Here is a 25,875-nt window from a genome sequence, read left to right as displayed (position 1 = left end):
AGGGGAATTCCAACTAAATGACTAACATAAATAAAGACACTACTTATTTTTTTGTAGGAATTAAAGGTACCGGAATGAGTGCAATGGCACTTATTCTCCATGATCGCGGTTGTAAGGTCATGGGTTCTGACATTGAAAAATATACCTTTACTCAGCAAGGATTAGAAAATGCTGGGATTAAGATTGAACCATTCAATCCTGATAACATTAAAAAGGGAATGACGATTATTAAAGGGAATTCTTTCCCTGATACGCATCCGGAGATTGAAAGAGCCGAAGAGTTAGGATTAAAAATTTATAGTTATCCTGATTTCTTGGAAGAATTAATTGAGGGGTACACGAGCATCGGAGTATGTGGTGCTCACGGAAAAACCAGTACCACTGGACTACTTTCTCACGTATTAGGCGGGATCGCACCAACTGATTATCTGATTGGTGATGGGTCTGGGAAGGGCACCACTGATGCGCGTTTCTTCGTCTATGAGGCCGACGAGTATCGCCGTCATTTTCTGGCAACTTATCCAGATTATGCCATTATGACCAACATTGATTTTGATCATCCAGATTACTATACCGGAATTGAGGACGTTTTTGACGCCTTTCAAACCTTTGCAAACCAGGTTAAAAAGGCAATTTTTGCTTGGGGCGATGATCAGAATTTACGGAAGTTAAAAGCTTCAGTTCCAATTTATTACTATGGAACTAGTGATGATGACGATTTTCAGGCGGTGGATATTAAGCGAACAACCGCTGGTTCAACTTTTCACGTTAAATATAACGGAAAGGACCTAGGGGAATTCAGTATTCCTTTGTATGGAGAACACAATGTTTTAAACTCATTAGCAGTAATTGCCGTTGCGTATTTTGAAGACGTTAATTTGGACGAAATCAGACGTGAACTTCAAACTTTCAAGGGGGTTAAGCGTCGTTTTTCTCAAGTTAAGGTGGGAGATATGACAATTATTGATGATTACGCACATCATCCGTCTGAGATTAAGGCCACTTTAGATGCCGCTAGACAGGAGTATCCTAATAAGGAGATCATTGCTGTTTTTCAGCCCCATACTTTTAGTCGAACGATTGCCTATCTCGATGATTTTGCTAAAACGTTAAGTAAGGCAGATAAGGTATACGTTACTAAAATTTATAGTTCTCCAAGAGAAAAGTCGGGACACGTTAAGAGCGAGGATTTGGTTAACAAAATTACCAAAGATGGTGGCTTAATTGAGGAAGAAAACATGTCTCCACTGTTGCAATATCACGATGCCGTGGTAATATTTATGGGTGCTGGAGATATTCAAAAGTACGAAAGAGCCTATGAGGAATTGTTAAGTCATTTAAGTAAGAAGGTTAATTAAAGGAGAATAAAAATGAATAATTTTGATGGAGAAAGTGGTCGTCGGGTAGTTGGCGATAATGCTGGACTCAACGCGTTTTTTACTAAAGTATACGGGATTATGGGAATTGCGGTTTTAATTTCTGCTATTTCTGCGTATTTAAGTAGTGTTTTTATGCCAAACATCAGTAGTGGAGCCTCAGGATTAGTAATTTTAATCGTTTGGTTCATAATTTCTTTTGTGATTTCAGGATTTGCACAAAGTAATCCGACGTTAAGCTTTATCGGTTTATTGGTTTTCTCGGTTTTAACAGGGCTCTCACTTAGTTACATTTTCATTGCCTTTAATCTTGGCACCATTGGAGCAGCGTTAGTATCCAGTGCTAGTATTTTCTTGGTAATGAGTGCGATTGGGTTCACTACTCACAGAGATTTAACCAAGTTAAGCACGCAGTTGTTCGCAGCACTAATTGCTTTAATTATTGCGATGGTAATTAACTTATTCTTGAGAAATCCATGGATTGAGCTATTTATTTCAGCCGTTGGGATCATTATTTTTACCGCATTGAGTGCTACTGATACACAAAACTTAAAGAAAATGTACATGCAGTACTCTGGTAACATTAATGTAAACGGACTTGCAATTTCTGGTGCACTTCAGTTGTACCTTGATTTTCTAAACCTATTTACATTTCTTCTTGAGGTCTTTGGTATTTTTGGAAACAATCGAGATTAATAAAAAAAACATGGTCGGATGGCCATGTTTTTTTCGCAATTGAACTGATTATAAGTGTTAAAATAATAGTAATTAATTCTAAAGGAGAATTTTATGGCAGACAAGAAATTATTACTAATTGACGGAAATTCTTTAACGTATAAAGCATTCTTTGCGTTATTTACTTCCTTGGAACGTTTTACCAATGAAGACGGATTGCACACCAGTGCGATCTATGGGTTTAATCGAATGCTAGATGACATTTTAAAGGATGTTCAACCAACGTCAGCTCTTGCCGCTTTTGATGCAGGTAAAACAACCTTTAGAACCAAAATGTACGAAGATTATAAAGCCGGGCGAGCAAAGATGCCTAACGAATTACGGGAACAATTTCCGTTTGTAATGGATCTGCTTCACGATCGGGGTATTAAAGCCTATGAATTAAAAGACTATGAAGCTGACGATATTATTGGAACGCTTTCAAAGAAAGCGGCTGATGAGGGATATCAGGTTACTATCATAACGGGAGACCGTGATCTTACTCAACTTTGTTCGGATAAAGTTACCGTTGCGATCTCAAAGAAGGGTGTGAGTGAAATTGAGAAATACACGCCAGACTTTGTAAAAGAGACAATGGGAATTACTCCTAGACAAATTATTGACGTAAAAGGTCTTCAGGGAGATAACTCAGATAACTATCCGGGTGTTGAAAAAGTTGGTCCAAAGACCGCGATCAAGTTAATTCAAAAATTTGATAGTATTGATAATCTTTATAATCATATCGATGAAGTTTCTGGTAAAAAACTGAAAGAGCATTTGATTAAGGACAAAGACCAGGCTTTTTTGTCTAAAAAATTGGCTACCATTGACAGGGATGCTCCTCTCACAATTTCATTATCGGATTTAAAGTATGATGGTCCCGATAATGATAAGTTAGTTGATTTTTATAAGAAAATGAACATGAAATCCTTCTTAAGAGAAATGGAAGGATCAGAGAATCAGTCAGCTGAGGAACTTCCGGATGTTAAATATACGATTTTAAATAAAGACAACTTAGCCGAGTTAGATCACTTGTCAAAAGATGTTGTCTTTAACATTGAAATGTTGGATGAGAATTACCATACTGCTCCATTTGCTGGCTTTGTTATTGGGGATAAGGATCATTGGTTTGTAAGTAAGGATATTGATCTTCTAGATGATCCGAAAATAAAAGGCATTTTAGAAAATCACGATATTAAAAAAAATGTTTTTGATGCTAAGGCGCAAATTGTGGCCGCCGATCGCGAACATATTCAGTTAAATAACGTTGATTTTGACATGTTATTAGCTTCGTATTTGCTGAATACCCTTGATAATAGTAATGATTTGGCTAAAGTGGCTAATCGGCACGGGTATTATGGAGTTAAACCGGATAGTGAAGTTTATGGAACTGGAAAGAAAAAACAGCTGCCAGAAGATGATGAAACTTTTTTTGCACACATTGTCAGGAAAGCATTGGCAATTAATGATTTAAAAGATAAAATGATTGATGATTTGAAGAAACACAATCAATTAGATTTGTACCGTAATATGGAAGTTCCATTATCTTATGTGCTAAGTGCAATGGAGATTGAAGGGATTACGGTGGACGTAGACACCCTCGAAGCATTGAAGAGTAAATTTACCGAACATTTATCAGAAATTGAACAGTCGATTTATCAAGAGGCTGGAGAAGAATTTAACATCGGGTCACCAAAGCAGTTAGGTGAAATCCTGTTTGATAAATTGAAATTACCAGTTGTGAAAAAGACAAAAACAGGGTATTCTACGTCAGTTGATGTGTTAGAAAAAATCGCGGGTCTGAATCCGATTGTCGATAATGTTCTGGCGTACAGACAATTGTCAAAACTTATTTCAACTTATATTGATGGAATCAAAAAGGACATTTATTCTCGTGATCATAAAGTTCATACCCGTTATCTGCAGACCTTAACTCAAACTGGAAGATTGTCTTCGGTTGATCCTAATCTTCAAAATATTCCAGTTCGAACTGAAGAAGGTCGTAAAATTCGTGAAGCATTTGTTCCTCGTCATAAGGGGTGGCAACTATTTTCATCGGATTATTCTCAAGTTGAATTACGTGTCTTAGCTGCTATTTCTGGAGATAAGAACATGCAGGAAGCTTTTAAAAATGGTGAAGATATTCATGCAGCGACGGCACGACGGATATTTGAACTTCCGAGCAACGAGGATGTTACTCCCGAGTTGAGAAGACAAGCGAAAGCTGTCAATTTTGGCATTGTTTATGGAATTAGTGCTTATGGACTTGCTAAAAACACTGGCATATCACGAAAACGAGCTCAAGCATTTATTGATAAATATTTCAAGGAATATCCAGGGGTCAAAAAATACACCGAAGATAGCGTTAAGTTCGCCGAAGATCATGGGTATGCCGAAACCATCATGAAACGTCGCCGCTACCTGCCAGATATTAATTCTAAGCAATTTCAAAAGCGTTCGTTTGCCGAAAGAACGGCAATGAACTCGCCCATTCAGGGGAGTGCTGCCGATATTGTTAAAGTTGCAATGATCAGAATGCAAAAAGAACTTAAGAAACGCGGTTTAAAGGCCACGATGTTACTGCAAATTCATGATGAACTAATCTTTGAAGCACCAAAAGAAGAGATTCCAACTTTAGAAAAACTAGTTCCAAGTGTTATGGATTCTGCAGTTGATCTGGATGTACCGCTAAAAGTTGAAAGTCATTACGGACCAAATTGGTATGATATAAAAAAATAATGGGGTGTAGGAATGCCTGAGTTACCTGAAGTTGAAACGATAAGAAGAGGGTTAACCAATCTTGTACAGGGTACAAAGATTGTTTCCGTGGATGCTTTGTATCCAAAAATGTTGAATTTGCCAGTAAAAGAATTTGAAGATTTGTTAGCTGGCAAAGATATTTTACAAATTGATCGGAGGGGGAAATACCTCTTAATCCGGCTAAGTGACGACTATACTTTAGTTTCTCACTTACGAATGGAAGGTAAATATGATGTGGTACCTGAGGGTACTGAGAATCAAAAACATACTTACGTTGTTTTTCATTTAAGTGATGGTCGGGAGCTTCGTTACAATGACACAAGAAAATTTGGAAAGATGAATTTAGTTAAGGATTCTCAGGTTTATGATTTGTCAGGATTGAATAAAATTGGACCAGAGCCAACTGAGAAGGATTTAACTTTTGATTATTTAAAGAAGCAACTGCATAAGTCTCACCGAAAAATCAAGGCATTTTTGTTAGATCAATCTAACATTGCTGGGATTGGGAATATTTATGCTGATGAAAGTTTGTGGTTGTCTAAGATTCATCCTGAACAGGCTACTAACTATTTAAGTGATCAGGAAATTGAAACTTTAAGGGAAAACATCATTAAAGAAATTCAGTTAGCCATCAAGGGTCATGGAACAACGGTGTTTACTTATAAAAATGCCTTTGGTGAAGAGGGTAGTTTTCAAAATCATCTTCATGTTTATGGTAAAAAGGGACAACCGTGTGAGCGTTGTGGAACTCCCATTGAAAAAATCAAGGTTGCACAACGAGGTACTAGTTTCTGTCCCCATTGTCAAAAAGTTCATGGTGATCTAAGTGAGTAAAGTTATTGGGTTAACCGGCGGAATTGCAACCGGTAAATCGGCTGCAAGTGATTATTTAGTTACTTTAGGCGTTCCTGCATTAGACTTAGATGCCATGACACATGAGTTAGAAAAGAATAATCATGAGTTAATTCATCAAATTAGTGAGCAGTTTGGCAGTTTGGTGATTAAAAGTAACGGGCAAATTGATCGAAACGTTTTGGGTGGGATGGTTTTTTCGAATCGTGACGGTATGAAAAAGTTAGTCCAAATTGTTAATCCATACCTTTTTCGTGAAGTTAATACTCGGCTAAACAAGTTACACGATCAACGTTTAGTGATTTTAAATGCCCCCACTCTTTTTGAAAATGGATTTCAAATTTTAACTGATGCTAATCTGATGATTACGTGTGATCCAGTTGTTCAATTACAGCGGTTAGTTAGAAGAAATGATATTTCACTGAGTCGTGCTAGTAAAATGATTGGAGCCCAATGGTCACAACCAATAAAGGCACAATTATCTGATTGGTGTATTGATAACTCTGGCACTTTCGATCAGTTGAAGTCGTTGGTCAAAAATTGGTATGATTTTGTAAGTGTTATGTAATTAGTGAAGGTGAAAAAATGCAATGTCCGCGATGTCATCATATCGGTTCAAAGGTTTTGGAAAGTCGTCGGGTCAAAGATGGTGAAAGTATTCGTCGAAGACGGGAATGTGAAGAGTGTGGATTTCGGTTTACGACATTTGAAGTGATTGAATCAAGCCCCTTGTTAGTTGTAAAAAAGAACGGTGATCGAGAAGAATTTAATCGTTCTAAGATTTTGCGTGGAATTGTCAGATCATCTGAAAAGCGTCCAGTTTCGATGGAACAAATGAACCATATTGTTGATAAGGTTGAAAAAATAGCTTATGACGCTGATGATGGTAGCCATGAAGTGGCTAGTCAAACCATTGGTGAGGGTGTTATGAAGGGACTAAAAGAAGTTGACGAAATTGCTTACATTCGGTTTGCAAGTGTTTACCGCCAATTTAAGGATATGTCAGTCTTTTATAATAAACTCAAAGAATTAATGGATGATGAAGACGAAAATAATGAGGATAAGAATAAAGAATGATCAACGGAATTAATCCTAAAACTGATTTTAAAGTTTATCGATCACAGCCCATTAGTGATGTTGAACGTCATTATGTCGATTTGTTGTACATGCCAGTTATTGGTAAAAATGCATATGCCTTATACAATTATTTATGGTTAATTGATGATGAGCAGCACGTTAATTTTGAATTAATGTCTAATCTTGGCATTGATGCCAAGGAACTGGATGACTCGCTCATGAAACTTGAAGGATCGGGCTTGCTTAAGACGTATGTTGATCATTCTTTTGAAATCGACTTGTATGAGTATCAACTTGTACTGCCACTTAATCCTGACCAATTCTTTAGTGATAGTCTTTTGAGTCTGTTATTACTTGAAATGGTTGGTGAAGATCGCTATTTGCAACTTTCAGATGAACTCTTACCAGAACATTTTGATTTTAGTGGGTTAGATGATCAAACACGTAATTTCCTGCAAGTATTTTCAGTTAATAATGAGAAAGTAAATGACCAACCAAGTGTAATTAAGGTAGTTCGAGACAAGACTAATGTAAAAGAAAATTTCTTTGATGATAAACTTTCAAATGATCAGTTTGACTTTAAGTTATTGATGAATATTTTGGATAAGTCCTTTGTCGAAAATGAAAGTGTTAAAAAGTATGAGACACTCTTTAGTAACACCAACCGATTATATGGAATTGGTGAACTTGAGATGGCACAATACATTGAGAAGGCCAGTAACTTGGTTAACAATCGGTTTGACCCAAAAAAGTTCAAGATATTAATTTCTAGGCGAAATCAAATAAACGCCCCAGCAAAAGATCATTCCAATCAAAGCCAAGCTCCTGAGATGAACGAATTACAGAGTAGTCTAACGTCTAAGGAACAACAATTGGCCCAAATTGCTGATTCGTCCGCTCCAGTAGAATTTCTTGATTCTTTAAAGAGTGAAAAGGGTGGTTTTACCACTTCCGCTGAAGAAAGGATTTTATCTGAACTTATTAATCGCAATACTTTGAGTAACGGAGTGATTAATATCCTTGTTTATCACATCTTGATTGACGAGGGAAAACCTACCATCAATAAAAATTTAATTGATACCATTGCAAATGATTGGGCACAAAGAAAAATTAATAGTGCATCGAAAGCGATTGACGATATTAAGCACCGTCAGGAACAGGTTACTGAAAGTAAAAACAAGCGACAAAGAAGATATCGAAGACGTACAAATGTCAAAGAAACATTGCCTGACTGGGCTAAGGAAAATAAAAGTCGGGGTAATGAAAAAATTTCGACTACTCAGCGAAAGCGAATTGCTGAGAAATTAAATTCATTAAATAAAAAGTCTGGGGATGAGTAATCATGAAGAATGTTAGTGATGAGATGAGCCAATTGATGAAAAAGAAAAATTTGAATCATAATTACCAACAGTTAATGAATTCGGTTTATTCTGATCCAGACGTTAAACAATTTTTGAGTGACAATGAGAGTGAATTAAGTGATGATGTTGTGAAACGGTCGGCATCAAAACTGTATGAGTTTGTCAATGAAAAGAAAAAGTTGGAAGAGGGAAACGCTAACTTTGCTAAGGGATACCAACCAACCTTGGTTTTAAGTGACCATTTGATTGACGTTTCGTACGAGCCCACGCAAGCGTTATTAAACAAGCAGAAGCGAGAACAATTTGCGTCACGCATTAAGTCCATTTCAATGCCCAAAGAAATTAAATCAGCAAATTTAAGTGACTATGAACAGACGGCTGAACGAGCTCAAGCTTTGGAAGGAGCACTTGATTTTATTGGGTCATACGAAAATAATCCTCAGCAGTTTCAGAAGGGTTTATACCTATACGGTCCCTTTGGCGTAGGTAAAACTTATTTACTTGGAGCAATTGCCAATCGTTTGGCCTCTGATGGTTATAGTTCGGTCTTGATTCATTTTCCAAGTTTTGCCGTTGAAATTAAAAATGCAATTGGAAACAATCAAGTCGGAGGTAAGCTGGATGAAATTAAAACTGCTCCAATTTTGATGATTGATGATATTGGAGCAGATTCAATGTCATCTTGGATCAGAGACGACATTCTTGGGGTTATTTTAGAGTACCGAATGCAAAATGAGCTTTCCACCTTTTTTAGTTCTAACTTTTCCATGGATCAATTGGAACAAGAGCATTTAAAGGTTAATGCTCAGGGAGATGTGGAACCACTTAAAGCTAAGCGACTGATGGAACGAATTAAGTTTTTATCGAAGCCCGTTGAACTTAATGGTACAAATCGCAGGAATAAATAAGGATTATTCTTGACATGTAACAGGTCGTTGTTTAGACTGTTAGTTGTTAAGGACATGAGTGATTACGAATTTCACAGAGAGGATAGGTTTTCTGGAAACTATCTGTTTGGAGTAACTTACTTACCACCTTTATTAAATGACATTAATAAATAGGTTTTAAACGAGATGTCCATGTAAATGGACGAATTTGGGTGGAACCGCGCTAATGGCGTCCCTAGTATTGATTTACTAGGGATTTTTTTATGAAAGGAATGAGTAAAATGGCTAAATTATCATTTGAGTTTCCAGATGGTAACAAGAAAGAATTTGATTCAGGCGTTACTGCGGCAGATATTGCCAAGTCAATTTCAGTTAGTCTAGCCAAAAAGGCAGTTGCGGCTAAGATTGATGGAAAAGTTGTTGATTTGATGCAACCACTAAAAAATGGTGGCAAGATTGACATTATTACTTCCGGTTCTGATGAGAGTCTTAAAATTCTACGACAAGGTGCTGCTCAGTTACTTGAAACGGCTGTCAAAGAGAAGTATCACGATATTCGCATTGGTGAGATTGCCGCTGATGAAGATGGTTTCTTTGTTGATACTGACAAGGAAGATCGTCAAGTTAGTTCAGATGAACTTGATGAATTAGCTGATAAAATGAAAAAGATCATCAAAAATAACGCTACCGTCGAAAGGGTTTATCTAAGTAAGGATGACGCTTTAAAAGAAGTTGATGGTGATCCTTATCAAGCACAACTAATTGCCAACATTGATTCTGATAATATTCTTTTTTACAGTATCGATGGCGTTAAAACGCTAGCTCAAGGGGTAGTAGCTCCAAGTCTAAAAGATCTAAAACATTTTAAGCTCTTGTCTGTTGCTGGTGCATATTGGGAAGGCAAATCATCAAATCCAATGCTTCAAAGAATTTATGGCACGGCCTTCTTTAAAGCTGATGACCTAGATGAAGATTTGAAGAAGCGTAAAGAGGCTAAAGAGCGTGACCATCGTGTTATTGGGAATAACCTCGACTTATTCTTTGTCGATCCAAAGGTTGGAGCTGGTCTTCCTTACTGGATGCCAAAAGGTGCAACGATTCGTCGTACAATTGAGCGTTATATCACTGATAAAGAGATTGCTCATGGTTACCAACATGTTTATACCCCAGTATTAGCCAATTTGGATTTGTATAAGCAATCTGGTCACTGGGATCACTATCGAGACGACATGTTTCCACCAATGAAGATGGATGATGACGAAATGTTGGAATTACGTCCAATGAACTGCCCATCTCATATTCAGATTTACAATCATCATATTCGTTCTTATAAAGAGCTTCCTCTGCGAATTGCTGAACTAGGAATGATGCATCGTTATGAAAAGTCTGGTGCACTTAGTGGTCTTCAACGAGTTCGTGAAATGACTTTAAATGATGGTCATACGTTTGTTGCTCCTGATCAAATTCAAGAAGAATTCAAAAAAATCTTGAATTTGATGATGGAAGTTTATCATGATTTTGACATTAATAACTATACGTTCAGATTAAGTTATCGTGATCCAAAGAATACGGAAAAGTATTTTGACGATGATGAGATGTGGAACAAAGCGCAAACGATGTTAAAGGGTGCCATGGATGACTTAGGTCTTGATTACGTTGAAGCCGAAGGTGAAGCCGCATTTTACGGTCCTAAGCTTGATGTTCAAACTAAGACGGCTCTGGGAAATGAAGAGACGTTATCTACCATTCAACTGGACTTTATGTTACCGGAACGATTTGATCTTCATTATGTCGGAGAAGATGGTAAGGAACACCGTCCCGTTATGATTCATCGTGGAATTGTTTCTACCATGGAAAGGTTCACCGCTTACTTGATTGAAATGTATAAAGGTGCTTTCCCAACGTGGCTTGCACCTGACCAGATTCAAATCATCCCGGTTAGTGATGAAAAACACGGTGACTATGCTCGTAAATTAAACGAAAAGTTTCGTGCACTAAACTTACGTTCCAATGTCGATGAGCGGGGCGAAAAGATGGGTTATTTGATTCGTGATGCTCAAACCAAGAAGATTCCATATACACTAGTTGTTGGTGATGATGAGATTAAGAATCATACGGTTTCTGTTCGTAAGTATGGTGAAGACGATAGTAAAGATATGTCAATTGATGACTTTATTTCAGAAGTTCTACATGATATTGCTACTTACTCACGTAACGATGAAGAAGAGTCCAAGCCAGTTGACAAAATTAAATAAAGTTGGTATTATTATGTAGTCAAAAGCAGAAGCTTCCCGCTTCTCGCCTGAGTGATTTTGATCGCTGGGCATTCTACGAATGAAAGTCCTAATGTTTTTAGGTGTAGCGGGTGCTCTGTAGCATCCGCTATTTTTCTGCTTAAAATTACCTGGAGGTGAATTACCATAGCAAGAGATAAGATGGTTAACGAGGGTATCCATGCTCGCGAATTGAGACTAATCGGTGCTAATGGAGATCAGTTAGGGATTAAATCTACTAGAGAAGCTTTGTCAATTGCTGAAGAAGCTAACTTGGATTTAGTTGTTGTTGCTCCTAAAGCAAAACCACCCGTAGCCAAGATTATTGATTACGGGAAATATCGTTTTGATCGCCAAAAGAAAGAGCGTGAAGCTCGAAAGCGTCAAAAAACTGTTAGTGTTAAAGAAATTAGGTTAAGTCCGACAATTGATAGTAATGACTTCAATACCAAGCTTAAAAACGCCAAGAAGTTTTTGACTAAGGGCGAACGTGTTCGAGTTTCTATTAGATTTAAGGGACGTGCTATTACCCATAAAAGTATTGGAAGAGACGTCTTAAACAAAATGGCGGAAGCTACTTCTGACGTTGCTGATGTTACTCAACGAGCAAAAATGGATGGCCGAAGTATGTTCTTAATGCTTGCACCAAGTAAGAATGAAAAGAAATAACTCATTTAATTGAGTTATGAATCGATGGGGAGGAATATAATATGCCAAAATTGAAATCAAATCGTGCTGCCGCAAAGCGTTTTAGAAAAACTGCTAATGGTGGTTTAAAGAGTGGTCATGCCTACACTAGTCACCGTTTTCACGGTAAAACTAAGAAGCAACGTAGACATTTACGTGGAACACGTATGATGGCTAAGTCAAACTTGAAGACTTACAAAGAATTACTACAAAAATAAGCGAATAATATAGTTTGTATAGGGGGATTTTAATATGCCACGAGTAAAAGGTGGAACTACCACACGTAATCGTCGTAAGCGTGTTCTTAAATTAGCTAAGGGATACCGCGGTGCTAAGCATCGTCTATTCAAAACTGCTAAAGATCAAGTAATGAAGTCACAGGAATATGCCTTTCGTGACCGTCGTGCCAACAAGGGTAATTTCAGAAAGATCTGGATTGCAAGAATTAACGCAGCCACTAGAAATAATGGATTGAGTTACAGTAAATTCATGCATGGTTTGAAACTTGCTAACATCGATATGAACAGAAAAATGTTAGCTGACTTAGCAGTTAACGATGCTGATGCCTTTTCTGCATTAGCGGAAAAAGCCAAAGCAGCATTAAAATAAGCCTAAAAAACTTTCACCGCTCTTGTTTGGTGGAAGTTTTTTTATCGGATTGGGATGCTCCCAATCTATACATAAATGATTTAAAATAGAAACATCAATTCTTATTTACAGAGAGGTCTATATGCTATCATTATTCAAACCGACTTGGATGGTTAACAATATTTATCAAATTTCCCCAGAAAAACTTGAAAGTTACGGGATTAATGTAATTCTGACCGATTTAGATAATACTCTAATTCCGTGGAATAATCCTGAGGGAACCGTTGAACTACACGATTGGCTCAAAAGAGTTCGTGATCATGGAATTAGGGTGATTGTGGTTTCAAACAATAATCGGGAAAGACTAGAGAAGGCTCTTACTAGTCTTGAGTTGCCATTTATTGCCCGGGCTTTAAAACCACTTACTTTTGGGATTTTAAGGGCCCTTAAAACGTATCGCTTAAAACGAAGCCAGGTAGTAATGGTGGGAGATCAAATTTTAACGGATATATGGGCCGCCAACAATACTAGAATCAGAAGTATTTTGGTAAAGCCATTGGTTACTTCAGATGCGTGGAATACACGGATTAATCGTTTCTTTGAAACGTTTGTATATGCACAATTGATGCGAAAGTACAGTGATTTAAAGTGGAAGGATGATATTGATTAATGGATAATGATGAAAATAATGAACCCTTATATTGCATTGGTTGTGGGGCACAAATTCAAGATACCGATCCGAAACAGGCTGGTTACACGCCTAAATCAGCAATCAAGAAGGGAATTGATTCAGGGAAATTATACTGCCAGCGTTGTTTTAAGCTTCGTCATTATAATCAAATTGAACCAATTAGCATCTCAAATGACGAGTTTGTAAGGTTGTTGAGCGAAATTAGCGACACTGATTCGTTAGTAGTGTACGTCGTGGATGTATTTGATGTAGATGGAAGTATGATTCCTGGGATTCAGCGCTTTGTTGGTAACAATCCGATTATTTTAGTTGGTAACAAATCAGACTTGTTGCCATCGTCGTTCAACCAGAACAAAGTTAAAGATTGGTTACGTCAAATGGCAAATAAGAATGGAATCAGACCCATTGATATTGAGTTAGTATCTGCCAAGACGAATCAATCAGTTGATGATCTGTTAAAAGCCATTTCCAAAAATCAGAAAGGCCGAGATGTCTATGTGGTTGGAGTAACTAACGTTGGCAAATCTACCTTAATTAATCAAATTATCCAACAAAGCACTGGTGAGAAGCAGGTTATTACTACCTCTAAGTTTCCTGGTACTACCCTCGATTTGATCAAAATACCGTTGGAAGAGGGGAAAGAATTGATCGATACACCTGGTGTTGTTCATGAAGATCAGATGGCTCACTATTTAAGTTCTAAAGACTTGAAGTATGTTTCACCGCAAAAGCGGATTAAACCCAGTACTTATCAGTTGGATCCGGGACAGACCTTATTCTTAGGTGCAATTGGTCGGTTTGATTTTATTTCGGGTGAGCGTCATGGCTTTACCGTTTATGCTGACAATAATCTGATGATCCATCGAACGAAATTAACAAATGCTGATGAATTTTTTGAGAAGCATGCCGGTGAGTTATTGACCCCACCGACCGGTAAAGACAACGTCGTTGAGCTAAAACGACATGAATTTAAAATTACTGACAGAAGTGATTTAGTGATTGAAGGACTTGGATGGATTACCGTCCCGAAAGGATCCACGGTTGCTGGATATGCTCCTAAGGGTGTGTCAGTGTTAGTTAGAAAAGCAATGTTTTAGGAGTATTTAATAATGAATTTAAAGGGAAAACAAAAACGATTTTTAAGAGCAAAAGCGAATCATATGCGTCCCATTTTCTCAGTTGGAAAGAATGGACTAGATGAGACTTGGATGAATGAAGTTAAAAATGCAGTTGATCACCGTGAATTAATTAAAATTAATCTTCAACAGTCTGCCGATGTGGATGTGAGGGACGTTAAACAATTCATTGAGAATAACTCGGATATTCAAGTTGTCCAAACGATTGGTAAGACACTTTTATTGTTTAAGGAATCGAGTAAGGACAATTATCGTAAATTATCGATTGAAGTGGCAAATTTGTAGGAGATTGATTGATGCGTAAGAAGGTTGGAATTTTAGGTGGGACTTTTAACCCCATTCACTATGGTCATTTAATTATGGCTGAACAGGCTTTAACCCAATTAAACCTCGATTTAGTTCTATTTATGCCTGATTATTTGCCACCACATGTTGATCACAAGTCCGCAATTGATGCTTCTGATCGGGTTAACATGATTAATTTAGCCATTAGGGATAACACTAATTTTAAAATTGAAATGATTGAAGTAAATCGCAAGGGGAAGAGTTATAGCTATGATACGATTAAGGAATTAACTAAAATTCATCCCGATGTTGATTATTACTTTATCATTGGTGGCGACATGGTCGAATATCTGCCAAAATGGTATCGAATTGATGATCTGATTAAAATGGTTAAATTTATTGGTGTTAATCGTCCGGGTAATTCTGAGTTTTCTAAGTACCCAGTAAGTTTTGTTGACTCACCTGAGATAGCTATTTCATCGTCTTTAATTAGATCACATCTTGAAAAAGGAGAAAGCGTCAGATACTTGTTGCCGGACACGGTGTTACGATACATTAAGGAGCATGACTTATATGAATAAAGAGAAACTTAATTATCAAAAATATTCTAAGTATGATCGTGATCAAATTGTTGCCAAACTAAAGACAACGTTAAAAGAGAAAAGGTTTCAACATTGCTTGCGAGTTGAAGAGACTGCCATTAACTTAGCACGAGAGTTTAAGGTGGACGAAACTCTAGCTGGACTTAGTGGCCTAGTTCATGATTATGCCAAACAACGGCCGGATTCGGAATTTATTGACATTATTAAGTCCCATCATTTGAATCCAGAACTACTTAATTATGGGAATGCTATTTGGCATGGTTACGTGGGTTATCTGATTGTGGAATCAGAACTTGGGATTCATGATAGTCGAATTCTAAACGCGATTAAATACCATACGATCGCATCGCCTGACATGGACAAGGTTGCACAGATTACTTATATGGCTGACTACATTGAACCGGCCCGTGATTTTGATGGAGTTGAGAAAGCTCGTAAGATTACTAATCAAAATTTATGGGATGGTGTTAAATATCAAACTAAAAGTACTATTTCATATTTGGCAAGCAATGGAAAGGCAATTTATCCCGGTGCGATTACAGCTTTTAATGTAATTGTTGCTGGTAAAAAGTAGGGGATTATATGGATAATAATAAGATTTTACAAAATATTGTTGAAACTGCTGATAGTAAACGCGCCCACGATATTGTGGTTTTAGACATTGAAGAATTGTCGTTGGTTGGTCGTTATTTTGTCATTATGGATGCTCCAAGTGTTCGCCAGGTGAAGGCAATCGCAAATGATATTATTGATCGATTGAGTGAGGAACACGTTGAAGTTTTACGGGTCGAGGGGCTAAATACAGGATCTTGGGTATTAATTGACCTCGGTGATATTATTATTCACGTCTTCAAGAGTGAACAACGATCCTTTTACAACTTAGAGAAGCTTTGGTCTGACGCCCCTGATCTTGATATAACTGATTGGGTCAGTGAAGACTGATATGATTTATTCTGAGTTTGCGTCATTTTATGATAAATTATTTGACAATAATCTATATCAAAAGTGGTTTGAGTTTGTAGCTGATAACGTTCCTAAAGAAAAGCATATTTTAGATTTAGCTTGTGGAACTGGTCGCCTTTTGGTTATTTTAAAAAAAGCAGGTTATGCTGTATCTGGAGCGGATTTATCGGATGATATGCTGGCAATCGCAAATGATCATTTAAATGAAAGCCATGTGTTTGACGTGGCGTTAATTAACGCCAATATGTTAGATTTGGATGGTTTACCAAGTTATGGTGCCATTACGTGTTTTGACGATTCGATTTGTTATTTAGAAAATATTGAGCAAGTTAAAACGATGTTTGCTCAGGTTAAAGAGCATCTTTCTAACAATCGTAAATTCTTATTTGATGTGATCACCCCTTATCAGACCGATGTTGTTTATCCTGGCTATATGTTTAACACCAACGATGGTGACCATGCTTTTATGTGGAATACCTTTGTTGGTGATTTTCCTCATTCAGTGGAACACGATCTATCCTTTTTTGATTACAATCGGGATATTAACGGTTTTGATGAATATAATGAAACCCATAAAGAACGAACCTATCCTTTGCTAGAATACACGCAGGCATTGAATGAAGTCGGATTTAATAACATTAAGGTGACGAGTAACTTTGGGAAAGATAAGGTTAAAGATGATACTACCCGTTGGTTCTTTGTATGTAGTGAGGAATAATCCGAATGAAAGCTGTTGGAATAATAACCGAATATGATCCTTTCCATAATGGTCATCTTTATCAATTACAGGAAGCTAAAAGACGAACTGAAGCGGATGTAACGGTAATATTTATGAGTGGTAATTGGACTCAGAGAGGTGAGCCCGCTATCTATGATAAATGGATCCGCACTCAGATGGCTTTAGATAATGGAGTTGATTTAGTAATTGAACTTCCAATATCGGATGCGGTTCAACCTGCCAGTATTTTTGCAGCTCGGTCGATGAAACTTGTAGAAGCTTTGGGCTGTTCTTACTTATCGTTTGGTAGTGAGCACAGTGACTGGGATTTTACGAAGTTGGCATCCGTTGATGTTCATTCGTCTGATAATTTTCATGATTATAATTTTTCCTATCCAAAATTATTTCAACGAACAATTAAAGAACAGAGTGGAATTGATTTAATTAAACCAAATGATACACTTGCGTATTGGTATGCAAAGGCCAATCAGAAGTTGGGTTCGCCTTTAAAGCTAGTTCCGGTTAAGCGGTACAGTAGTGAGCATAATAGTGGAGAGTTGAGTGGAAAAATTGCGAGTGGCAAAGCTATTCGCGCTTCAATTAAATCACATGATCGTCGTTACCAAAAGTTCATTCCCAATTCTTCTGTCGTCCTAGACAACGAAAAGCCGGTTTTCTGGTCAGACTTTTGGCCTTTTTTACGTTATGAATTGACTCAGAGTTCGATAGCTGATTTAAATCAAATTTATCAGATGACTGAAGGATTAGAGAATCGTCTAAAGCAAATGGCGGTCAAAGACACAACCTATCAGGCGTTTATTAAAGATGTTAAGACAAAACGTTATACCTACACTAGGATTCAAAGACTGTTGGTCTATACGTTATTTAAAATAAAGAAAACACAAATGACCAGTTATAATCCGGTTGTCCGAGTTTTGGGAATGAACAATATTGGGAGAAGTTATCTGAATCAAGTTAAAAAAGCAATCCCGTATCCGGTCGTTGATCGAATTGGAAAAGAAGAATTTAATAATACGTTAGAATTTGAATGCCGTTCTGGAATTCTTTATGGAATGATCAATGGTCGAATGCAAGATAAATTTACTTATCCCATTGTCATTTAGAAGACCGTGCTATCAAGGATAGGACCTTGACAATGAATTTTATGGTATGTATAATTAGTCGTGTTGCATTGGAGGTTAAATTATGAAGTGGTCATTTGAAAAACTACTAGGATATAAGAAAGAACCGTTTACAACCCATGAGACAGTGGATTTAAAAGACGATTTAATGAATCGATATCCGAAAAGTATTCTTGATGCCACTTCCTTTGACGTTGATGTATCTGCTACTCCTGACAACGGAGATGTGATTATAGATGCTCACGTCAAAGGTAGTGTAACAGTTCCTTCTTCACGATCGTTAACCCCAGTTAAGTTACCCATGGATTTTAACATTAGTGAGATTTATGTGTTAACTGAAACTGCGCTAAATCGATATGATAATGAAGAAGTAGTGTTAGTTGTTGGTGATGACTTGATGATTGATTTTGATAAAGCAGTTGCCGATAACATAATTGTCAATATTCCGATGCAAGTTCTTTCACCAGAAGAGCAGAAGGGCAAAGCAATGCCTGAAGGAAATGACTGGGAAGTTATTTCTGAAGATGATTTTAATCGACAGGTGGAAGAAGATAAAAATGTTGATCCACGTCTTGCAAAATTAAAGGATTTCAAACCTTCAGACGATGACAAGACTTAAAAATTCACTAGTGGAAATCAAATTAAGAGGAGGTTGTGAATAATGGCTGTACCAAAGAGAAAAACTTCTAAAGCAAGAAGAAACATGCGTCGTTCGCATGACAGTTTATCAGTTCCTGGCATGAGCCCATGTCCTAACTGTGGCGAACTACGTAAGTCACATTTTGTATGTCCTAACTGTGGTTACTATGACGGTAAAGAAGTAATTGCTAAAAAGGGTTAATTTAAATAAAGAACTTCAAAAACACCATGGGTTTTTGAAGTTCTTTTTTTGTACTAAAAAACCGACAATTTAATTGTCGGTTTTATTTACTCGTTATGATTATGATGCTGTTGTTTGCCAGCATTACGTTTTCGGTTGTTTTCGTGTTCGATCTCAGTCTCGGATTCTCCGGATTTAGAAACTGTATTTTTGGAGCTGGTTGTTGAACTTGGTTCGGCTCCCGTCTCAATCTCTTCTTCTAATTCCTTTGGAATGACAACTTTGGGAGGGTTCTTTTTGGCTTTTTCATTAATTTGTTTTCTGATTCGTGGACGGGACAAATTGATGATAAAGGTCTGAACGCAGGCAAATAATCCACCAATAAAGAAGTAAATTCCTAATCCAGCTGGTGATGAAAGGGTAACAAATAGAATCATGATCGGACTGATTAACATCATAATTGCCATTTGTTTTTTCTGTTCTTTAGGAATCCCAACGGTTGAAAGATATCCCTGAAGTGCATAAGCCAGAAACGAAAAGACGGCTAATAGGATGCTTGACTGGCCTAGTTTAATTCCCATAAAGACAGTATGAGAAACTTCAGGTGAGTAACGAATAGCTGCATACAGAGCAGCAAACACTGGCAACTGGATCAATAATGGCAAGCATCCAATCCCACCTGTCATACTGATTCCGTTGTCTTTATAGAGTTGCATCATCTGCTGATTTAAGGCAACCTGCTGTTCTTTAGTCGTTGCTTTTTTTAGAAGTTGTTGAATCTTGGTCATTTGTGGTTTAACCAAATTCATTTTTTCCTGTTGAATAGTAGATTTTTTCATCTGACTAATCATCATTGGTAAAAGCAAGGTTCTAACAATTACGGTAATCGCAATCAAGGCCCATCCATAGCCACCAACGTATTGTGCTAGCCAATCCATCACGTGTTGCCCGGGAATGGCTAAATAATGATAAACGAATCCAAAGGGACGTCCCTTTGAATCGGTTCTTACACATCCAGTTAAAAAAATGCCAACCATGGCAATAAAACTGAATAAACCTAGTTTCTTAATTTTTTTCATTTAGTTAACTCCTAACTTTTAAGTAACATGTTACATACTAACCTAATAAGAATATTTCAGCAATTTCAAGTTAGATTTTAATTGAAAATGAATTTGGAACTTTTGGAAGTTTAATTGACTGTGTTTTAATGTTTTTGATCTTAGCAAAACTATTAGGCGAAGTTTTAATTGAATGAATAAAATCGTCTAACTCCGATTTATTCCCATTTGCGATGATTAAAACGGTTCCGTTGGGCATGTTTTGGATATTTCCAGTAATAGAATACTGATCTGCGATTTTTTTAGTACTATATCGAAATCCAACGCCTTGGACAAGTCCTGAAACGATTATTTTGACTGACTGATTGTTTGACAAAATGATTCTCCTTAAAAGCGTTTACCGTAACTGTGATATTATAAGAACAACAATATCAATTCTAATTCATTTTAAGGGGAATATAAATGGAAAGAATTAATTCTAAACAAAACCAAACCATTAAAAATATTAAAAAATTACATACCGGTAAAGGAAGAAAAAAGAGTGGGGAGTATTTAATTGAAAGTTGGCATCTGGTATCCGAAGCAATGAATTATCTTAAAGCAGATCAGTTGGTAACCATCTTAGCCACCGAAGATCAATATTTGGCTCATGGAGATGATCTTTCTGGTAAAAATATCATTGTTATATCAGATGAAGTTGCTACTGAATTAAGTGATACTTCGACAACTCAAGGAATTTTTGCTGTATGTAAGATTGAAGAACCAAAGATTGATGTTGCTAAAGTTAGCGGAGCTTGGCTTCTGCTCGATAACGTTCAAGATCCCGGTAATATCGGAACGATGGTAAGGACAGCGGATGCCGCAGGCTTTTCGGGAGTGATTTTTGGTGACGGAACTTCTAGTGAATATAACGGGAAGGTTTTACGCGCTATGCAGGGAAGTCAGTTTCATCTTCCGATTATTAAAATGAATCTAGAACATGCCATTGAGATGTTTAAGAAGCTAAAAATTAAGGTATATGGGACAGAACTTAATCCCAGTGCCATTAACTATCGAGATGTTTCTTCTAAAAATGATTTCGCTTTAATTATGGGTAATGAGGGAAATGGAATGAGCCCTGACTTACTAAAATTAACTGATGATAATTTGTATATTCCCATTGAGGGGAAAGCTGAATCTTTAAATGTAGCAATTGCGGCTGCTGTTATCATGTTTCGAATCAAAAATTAAATTGTTTCTTAAAGTGAGTCCTTATTATTGAATGGAACTTATCTAATTGGGTAGAATTAAGCTAGAGACAGATTGGAGTAATGTAGTATGGAAACAGAATCGTGGAAAGATGACCCTGAATATGTTTCAATCATTTCTGATTTGTTAGAAAGTCCGCAAATTCAAAAATTAGGTGATTACACCCAACATCACCATTCGACTAGATTGAAGCATTCAATTGCGGTGTCTTATGAGAGTTATAAAATTGCTAAGAAAATGAATTTAGATTATCGAGCGGCTGCTCGTGGCGGATTATTGCATGATCTATTCTATTATGATTGGCGAACCACTAAGTTTGATTTAGGTTCACATGCATATATTCATCCCCGTGTTGCTCTAAGAAACGCCAAGAAGATCACTGATATCACTCCTAAGGAACAGGATATTATTCTAAAACATATGTGGGGATTGACCCTTGCAAGACCCAAATACATGGAAAGTGTGATCGTTTCACTTGTTGATGATTATTCGGCAGTTGATGAATTTTTCTCACCAATGAAGAAAAAAGTTAAGGGATTATTAAAAAGATAAGTTAGGAGGATATGAAGATGGATTTAACTGATAAAGAAATCATTCATTTGTGTCCTAAATTTCAAGTAGCTTTTCAAATTCTAGGGAAAAAATGGAACGGTTTAATCATTGAATCATTTTTGTTAGCTGGACCACTTCGATTTCGCGAATTAGCCAATAAGGTTGAGGAATGTAGTGATCGTGTACTGACCGAACGCTTAAAAGAGTTGGCTAAAGTGGGAATCGTAGAAAGACAATCTGATAAAAACTCTGGAGTCGTCTATTATCAGTTGACTTCTAAGGGTGAAGAACTTCGTCCAATTATGAAAGCGGTTCATGGATGGTCTGATAAGTGGTGTGATCCTGATCATGCTTGACCAGTGATAAAAATTGCTATAATATTTATTTAAATACAATGATAAAAGAAGTAGTAGACCGACGAACACAGAGAGTTCATGTTAGCTGAAATTGGACGTTACGGTTGAATTCGCTTTTTGATGTTAGCATTGAATATTAAAATGTTCGGTCGATGTCGTTATTCATCATTATAAGTGCACACTTTAGTGTGAATTTGGGTGGTAACGCGATGCTTCGTCCCTTTTTTGGGGATGGAGCTTTTTTTTATGGAATTGGAGGTTAGTATGGCTTTAAAAGAAGATTTAGAACAAATTAAATCTAGTGGGTTGCAGGATATTGAGGCTACTAGTGATAGTAAAGCTTTAAATGATTTGAAGGTGCAACTTTTAGGGAAAAAGGGCTCAATCACTAAGGCTCTTCATGGAATATCATCACTTCCAGTCGAAGAAAGACCAAAGATTGGTAGCTTGGCTAATAAAGTTAGAGACGAACTTTCAAAAAAGATCGACGCCAAAAGATTGGAATTAGATCAAGCCGCTTTAAACCAAAAGTTAAAGGATGAAAAGATTGACGTCACCCTTCCAGGTAACTCAGTTCCAAAGGGACATCCTCACGTTATTCAACAAATTATTGATGAGATTGATGATATTTTTATTGGAATGGGGTACCAGGTTCTTTCAGGTCCGGAAGTAGAAGAAGAAGTTTATAATTTTGAAATGATGAATCTTCCGAAAAATCATCCCGCGAGAGACATGCAGGATACTTTTTATATTACCAAGGATATTTTAATGAGAACTCATACTTCACCAATGCAGGCACGAGCACTTCAAAAACATGATTTTTCTAAAGGACCCTTAAAGATGGTTTCTCCGGGTGTAGTTTATAGACGTGATACCGATGATCCAACTCATTCTCACCAATTTCATCAGGTAGAGGGAATTGTGATTGATAAGCACATTACGATGGCTGATTTAAAGGGAACCCTTGAGGTAATGACACACAAATTGTTTGGGGATAAATTTAAAGTCCGTCTCAGACCAAGCTACTTTCCGTTTACTGAACCTTCAGTTGAAGCAGATATTACCTGTTTTAATTGTAATGGAAAGGGTTGCGATGTATGTAAGAATACTGGTTGGATTGAGGTCCTTGGTGCAGGAATGGTTCATCCTAACGTTTTAAAGATGGCTGGAGTTGATAGTAGTGTATATGGCGGATTTGCCTTTGGTGTTGGTCCCGACCGGTTTGCAATGTTGAAATACGGCGTGGACGATATTCGAGACTTTTATCTTAATGATCTACGATTCTTGTCACAGTTTGATTAAGGGAGGAAATAAATTTGCTGATATCTTATGAATGGTTGAAAGACTACGTTCAAATTAAGCTTTCTCCAAAAGAACTAGCTAATAAAATTGAAAAAACGTCAGTTGAAGTTGACTCCGTTTTTAAGCGGAGTGATGGATTAAAGAAAATCGTGGTTGGGAAAATCTTGTCCATTAAGGATCACCCCGATGCAGATCACCTTCACATTACGCAGGTTGATGTCGGGGAACAGGAACCGATTCAGATTGTTTGTGGTGCACCAAACGTTCAGGTAGGTAAGAAGGTTATTGTTGCTTTATCTGGAGCGCGAATTGCTAATAACGTTAAAATTAAGAAGTCCAAAATGCGTGGAGTTGAATCAAACGGTATGCTCTGTGCCTTAGATGAGATCGGGTTTGATAAGTCATTGGTTCCTGATGAATGGAAAGACGGAATCTATTTTTTACCGGATAATGCCCGGATTGGTGACGAGGTTTATAACTATTTGGGAATGAATGAATCGTTAATTGATTTGGACGTCACTCCTAATCGTGGAGACATGTTAAGTGTTCGTGGAACCGCTTATGATTTGGGTGCGGTATTTAATGAACCAGTTGACTTTATCGAACATGCTAGCGCTCCAACTGGAACACACGACAGCAAGGAATTTGTTTCAGCAAAGGCTGATACTAATTTAGCGCCAATTTATAAGCTTAAAGTTGTTAAGGGCGTAAACGTGAAACCTAGTCCACTTTGGCTTCAAATTAAATTATGGAATTCGGGCATTAAACCAATCAATAATGTCGTTGATATTACTAATTTTGTTATGACAAAGGTCGGACAGCCAATGCATGCCTATGATCTTGACAAATTAAAAACTAATAAAGTTGAGGTTAGAAATGCCAAAGATGGTGAGTCAATTACTACTCTAGATGGCAATGACCGTAAATTAACCAACACGGATGTTGTTGTTGCGGCTGACCAGCCAATTGCTTTAGCAGGATTAATGGGTGGAAAGAATTCGGAAGTTACTTCTGACACTAAGAATATTTTATTAGAGGCAGGAGTTTTTGATCCGGTTAAAACCAGAAAGATGGCACAAAAGCAACTTTTACACACGGATGCTTCACAACGTTTTGAACGAGGGATTGACCACGGAAATGTTGAGCAAGCACTTGAGTATGCTTCAGGAATGACCCAAGATCTAGCTCTTGGTCAATCTCAGCAGGGAGTTGTTAGCGGGAGCGATGTTGAAGTTAAGCCACAGGTGATTTCAATTTCAACTCCTCACATTAATCACGTTCTTGGAACTAATCTCAGTAACGAAGAAATCATTTCAATCTTTAAACGTTTAGGATTTTCAGTTGATGCATCTGGGAACGATCTAACGGTTACAGTTCCCACTAGATGTTGGGACATTAAAATTGATGCTGACCTAATTGAAGAGGTTGCCAGAATATATGGATATGACAGTATTCCGTCAACATTACCAATCACCCAAACGACTGAAGGTGGACTGACACCAAAGCAATTAATGATCCGAAGATCAAGGGAGACACTTGAGGGACTTGGATTAACACATGCTATGTCATACTCGTTAACTACAAAAGACAAAGCAAAGATGTTTATGTTAAATGGTAGTCATGAGACTAATTTGCAGTGGCCAATGACAGAAGATCATGCCGTTTTACGCATGAATTTAATTTCAGGATTATTGGATGATGTGGCATATAACCAGGCTCGAAACGTGCTTAATGTGCCACTTTATGAGCAGGGTCGTGTCTTTTATAAGCAAACTTCTGATCAGATAAGACCGGACGAAGTGGAACATATTGCTGGAGCCATTTCTGGATCGCTAGTTGCTTCAAGTTGGGACCAGAAAGCTAAGTCAGTTGATTTTTATCAAATTAAGGGAATTCTTGAAAAATACTTAGAGAGTCTTTCCCTAAAGGGTGACGTTACTTATGTTGCGACTGATAAAATTCTCGAAATGCATCCGGGTAGAACGGCGCTTGTTAAACTAGATGATCACATCATCGGTTTTGTCGGAGAAGTTCATCCAGAAGTCGCTAAGCAATTTAAGATTAAAGAAACCTATGTTTTTGAACTGGACCTTGATTATTTAAATGCAGCTCCTAAGTCTGGGCAACAATACCAAAAGGTTGGTCAGTACCCTGCCGTTCATCGAGATATTGCTATGTTAGTGGATCGTACCATTACTAATGAGGACATATATGATGTAATTATTAGAAGAGGTGGCGCCTACTTACAAAATGCTACCGTATTTGACGTATATCAGGGGCAAAATGTGCCTGAAGGCAAAAAATCAATTGCATATTCATTGACTTTTGAAGATCCTAACGCCACTTTGAAAGACGAGACTGTTGATAAAGCGGTCGATAAAATTCAAAAACGTTTGACCGATGAATTAAGCGCTGAGATTAGATAAA

29 protein-coding genes and 2 other annotated features are annotated in these 25,875 nt (G+C 37.3%); of the genes, 27 read left to right on the top strand and 2 right to left on the bottom strand.

The genetic code is table 11. The annotated features are described in order from the left end of the window. The first annotated feature begins 26 nt into the window (after positions 1-26). The 22 genes from murC (at position 27) to rpmF (ending at position 18,953) form a co-directional block, all read left to right on the top strand. Positions 27-1,358: a UDP-N-acetylmuramate--L-alanine ligase gene (gene murC / locus AC6UDD_RS03670; protein WP_500718909.1), complete on the top strand. Its 1,332-nt coding sequence runs from the start codon at positions 27-29 to the stop codon at positions 1,356-1,358. Between the two features lie 12 nt (positions 1,359-1,370). Then, on the top strand, positions 1,371-2,072 hold the full coding sequence (locus tag AC6UDD_RS03665) for a Bax inhibitor-1/YccA family protein (protein ID WP_500693657.1): 702 nt from the start codon (positions 1,371-1,373) through the stop codon (positions 2,070-2,072). Between the two features lie 93 nt (positions 2,073-2,165). Beyond that, positions 2,166-4,829, top strand: a complete 2,664-nt coding sequence (gene polA / locus AC6UDD_RS03660) for a DNA polymerase I (RefSeq protein ID WP_500718808.1) — start codon at positions 2,166-2,168, stop codon at positions 4,827-4,829. Between the two features lie 12 nt (positions 4,830-4,841). Then, positions 4,842-5,684 (top strand): DNA-formamidopyrimidine glycosylase, encoded by an 843-nt coding sequence (gene mutM, locus AC6UDD_RS03655; protein ID WP_500718806.1) that lies wholly within the window; start codon positions 4,842-4,844, stop codon positions 5,682-5,684. Next, on the top strand, positions 5,677-6,270 hold the full coding sequence (coaE, locus tag AC6UDD_RS03650; RefSeq protein ID WP_500718804.1) for a dephospho-CoA kinase: 594 nt from the start codon (positions 5,677-5,679) through the stop codon (positions 6,268-6,270). Before mutM ends, coaE begins: the two co-directional genes overlap by 8 nt. Positions 6,271-6,287: 17 nt before the next feature. Continuing rightward, positions 6,288-6,779, top strand: a complete 492-nt coding sequence (nrdR, locus tag AC6UDD_RS03645; RefSeq protein ID WP_500693661.1) for a transcriptional regulator NrdR — start codon at positions 6,288-6,290, stop codon at positions 6,777-6,779. Beyond that, positions 6,776-8,119, top strand: a complete 1,344-nt coding sequence (locus AC6UDD_RS03640; RefSeq protein ID WP_500718802.1) for a DnaD domain protein — start codon at positions 6,776-6,778, stop codon at positions 8,117-8,119. The genes nrdR and AC6UDD_RS03640 overlap by 4 nt, the downstream gene beginning before the upstream one ends. A gap of 2 nt (positions 8,120-8,121) precedes the next feature. Next, entirely contained in the window at positions 8,122-9,048 is a 927-nt protein-coding gene (gene dnaI / locus AC6UDD_RS03635) for a primosomal protein DnaI (RefSeq protein WP_500718800.1), read from the top strand. 260 nt (positions 9,049-9,308) lie between these two features. Next, positions 9,309-11,282, top strand: coding sequence for a threonine--tRNA ligase (gene thrS / locus AC6UDD_RS03630; protein WP_500718798.1), 1,974 nt, complete (start codon positions 9,309-9,311; stop codon positions 11,280-11,282). 17 nt (positions 11,283-11,299) lie between these two features. After that, positions 11,300-11,424: a sequence feature (ribosomal protein L20 leader region), on the top strand. Between the two features lie 38 nt (positions 11,425-11,462). Next, the gene (gene infC / locus AC6UDD_RS03625) at positions 11,463-11,969 is read left to right on the top strand and encodes a translation initiation factor IF-3 (protein WP_500707892.1); all 507 of its coding nucleotides are present in this window, start codon (positions 11,463-11,465) and stop codon (positions 11,967-11,969) included. A 41-nt stretch (positions 11,970-12,010) separates the two neighbouring features. After that, positions 12,011-12,205 carry a 50S ribosomal protein L35 gene (gene rpmI, locus AC6UDD_RS03620; protein ID WP_010021583.1) on the top strand — a complete coding sequence of 65 codons (195 nt, stop codon included), beginning with the start codon at positions 12,011-12,013 and terminating at the stop codon, positions 12,203-12,205. 34 nt (positions 12,206-12,239) lie between these two features. After that, positions 12,240-12,596: a 50S ribosomal protein L20 gene (gene rplT, locus AC6UDD_RS03615; RefSeq protein ID WP_010021582.1), complete on the top strand. Its 357-nt coding sequence runs from the start codon at positions 12,240-12,242 to the stop codon at positions 12,594-12,596. A 103-nt stretch (positions 12,597-12,699) separates the two neighbouring features. Next, positions 12,700-13,245, top strand: coding sequence for a YqeG family HAD IIIA-type phosphatase (locus AC6UDD_RS03610; protein ID WP_500693958.1), 546 nt, complete (start codon positions 12,700-12,702; stop codon positions 13,243-13,245). Then, a complete protein-coding gene (yqeH, locus tag AC6UDD_RS03605) occupies positions 13,245-14,363 on the top strand; it encodes a ribosome biogenesis GTPase YqeH (protein WP_500718796.1) in 1,119 nt (372 codons plus the stop codon). Before AC6UDD_RS03610 ends, yqeH begins: the two co-directional genes overlap by 1 nt. Positions 14,364-14,375: 12 nt before the next feature. Then, positions 14,376-14,687 (top strand): ribosome assembly RNA-binding protein YhbY, encoded by a 312-nt coding sequence (gene yhbY / locus AC6UDD_RS03600; protein WP_500718794.1) that lies wholly within the window; start codon positions 14,376-14,378, stop codon positions 14,685-14,687. 11 nt (positions 14,688-14,698) lie between these two features. Further along, a complete protein-coding gene (locus AC6UDD_RS03595; RefSeq protein WP_500718792.1) occupies positions 14,699-15,268 on the top strand; it encodes a nicotinate-nucleotide adenylyltransferase in 570 nt (189 codons plus the stop codon). Continuing rightward, a complete protein-coding gene (yqeK, locus tag AC6UDD_RS03590) occupies positions 15,261-15,863 on the top strand; it encodes a bis(5'-nucleosyl)-tetraphosphatase (symmetrical) YqeK (RefSeq protein ID WP_500718790.1) in 603 nt (200 codons plus the stop codon). Before AC6UDD_RS03595 ends, yqeK begins: the two co-directional genes overlap by 8 nt. A gap of 8 nt (positions 15,864-15,871) precedes the next feature. Beyond that, a complete protein-coding gene (gene rsfS, locus AC6UDD_RS03585; RefSeq protein ID WP_500693669.1) occupies positions 15,872-16,231 on the top strand; it encodes a ribosome silencing factor in 360 nt (119 codons plus the stop codon). A gap of 1 nt (position 16,232) precedes the next feature. Next, positions 16,233-16,970: a class I SAM-dependent DNA methyltransferase gene (locus AC6UDD_RS03580; RefSeq protein WP_500718788.1), complete on the top strand. Its 738-nt coding sequence runs from the start codon at positions 16,233-16,235 to the stop codon at positions 16,968-16,970. A 5-nt stretch (positions 16,971-16,975) separates the two neighbouring features. After that, a complete protein-coding gene (locus AC6UDD_RS03575) occupies positions 16,976-18,094 on the top strand; it encodes a nucleotidyltransferase (protein WP_500718786.1) in 1,119 nt (372 codons plus the stop codon). Between the two features lie 82 nt (positions 18,095-18,176). Continuing rightward, positions 18,177-18,731, top strand: a complete 555-nt coding sequence (locus tag AC6UDD_RS03570; protein WP_500718784.1) for a YceD family protein — start codon at positions 18,177-18,179, stop codon at positions 18,729-18,731. Positions 18,732-18,773: 42 nt separating this feature from the next. Next, positions 18,774-18,953, top strand: coding sequence for a 50S ribosomal protein L32 (gene rpmF / locus AC6UDD_RS03565; protein ID WP_500718782.1), 180 nt, complete (start codon positions 18,774-18,776; stop codon positions 18,951-18,953). 86 nt (positions 18,954-19,039) lie between these two features. Here rpmF and yidC read toward each other — a convergent pair whose 3' ends face one another. Together yidC and AC6UDD_RS03555 are read right to left on the bottom strand one after the other, a co-directional pair. Continuing rightward, positions 19,040-20,011, bottom strand: coding sequence for a membrane protein insertase YidC (yidC, locus tag AC6UDD_RS03560; protein WP_500718780.1), 972 nt, complete (start codon positions 20,009-20,011; stop codon positions 19,040-19,042). A 70-nt stretch (positions 20,012-20,081) separates the two neighbouring features. Continuing rightward, complete coding sequence (locus AC6UDD_RS03555; protein ID WP_500718778.1) at positions 20,082-20,366, bottom strand: acylphosphatase; 285 nt, start codon at positions 20,364-20,366, stop codon at positions 20,082-20,084. 86 nt (positions 20,367-20,452) lie between these two features. On the opposite strand from AC6UDD_RS03555, the gene AC6UDD_RS03550 reads away from it, so the two are divergent. The 5 genes from AC6UDD_RS03550 to pheT all read left to right on the top strand — a co-directional run bounded on the left by AC6UDD_RS03550 (position 20,453) and on the right by pheT (position 25,874). Further along, positions 20,453-21,220: a TrmH family RNA methyltransferase gene (locus tag AC6UDD_RS03550; RefSeq protein ID WP_500718776.1), complete on the top strand. Its 768-nt coding sequence runs from the start codon at positions 20,453-20,455 to the stop codon at positions 21,218-21,220. Positions 21,221-21,307: 87 nt separating this feature from the next. Further along, entirely contained in the window at positions 21,308-21,790 is a 483-nt protein-coding gene (locus tag AC6UDD_RS03545; RefSeq protein WP_500693675.1) for an HDIG domain-containing metalloprotein, read from the top strand. 17 nt (positions 21,791-21,807) lie between these two features. After that, positions 21,808-22,146 (top strand): winged helix-turn-helix transcriptional regulator, encoded by a 339-nt coding sequence (locus AC6UDD_RS03540; RefSeq protein WP_500718774.1) that lies wholly within the window; start codon positions 21,808-21,810, stop codon positions 22,144-22,146. A 29-nt stretch (positions 22,147-22,175) separates the two neighbouring features. Further along, positions 22,176-22,371: a binding site (T-box leader), on the top strand. Positions 22,372-22,410: 39 nt separating this feature from the next. Next, positions 22,411-23,448, top strand: a complete 1,038-nt coding sequence (gene pheS / locus AC6UDD_RS03535) for a phenylalanine--tRNA ligase subunit alpha (protein WP_500718772.1) — start codon at positions 22,411-22,413, stop codon at positions 23,446-23,448. Between the two features lie 14 nt (positions 23,449-23,462). Beyond that, on the top strand, positions 23,463-25,874 hold the full coding sequence (pheT, locus tag AC6UDD_RS03530) for a phenylalanine--tRNA ligase subunit beta (protein WP_500718769.1): 2,412 nt from the start codon (positions 23,463-23,465) through the stop codon (positions 25,872-25,874). Position 25,875 lies beyond the last annotated feature (1 nt).

It is taken from the genome of Fructilactobacillus sp. X2R1C3 (assembly GCF_059901425.1).
Note: the sequence above shows the minus strand (reverse complement) of the source record. Positions and strands in the feature narration are given on the sequence as shown.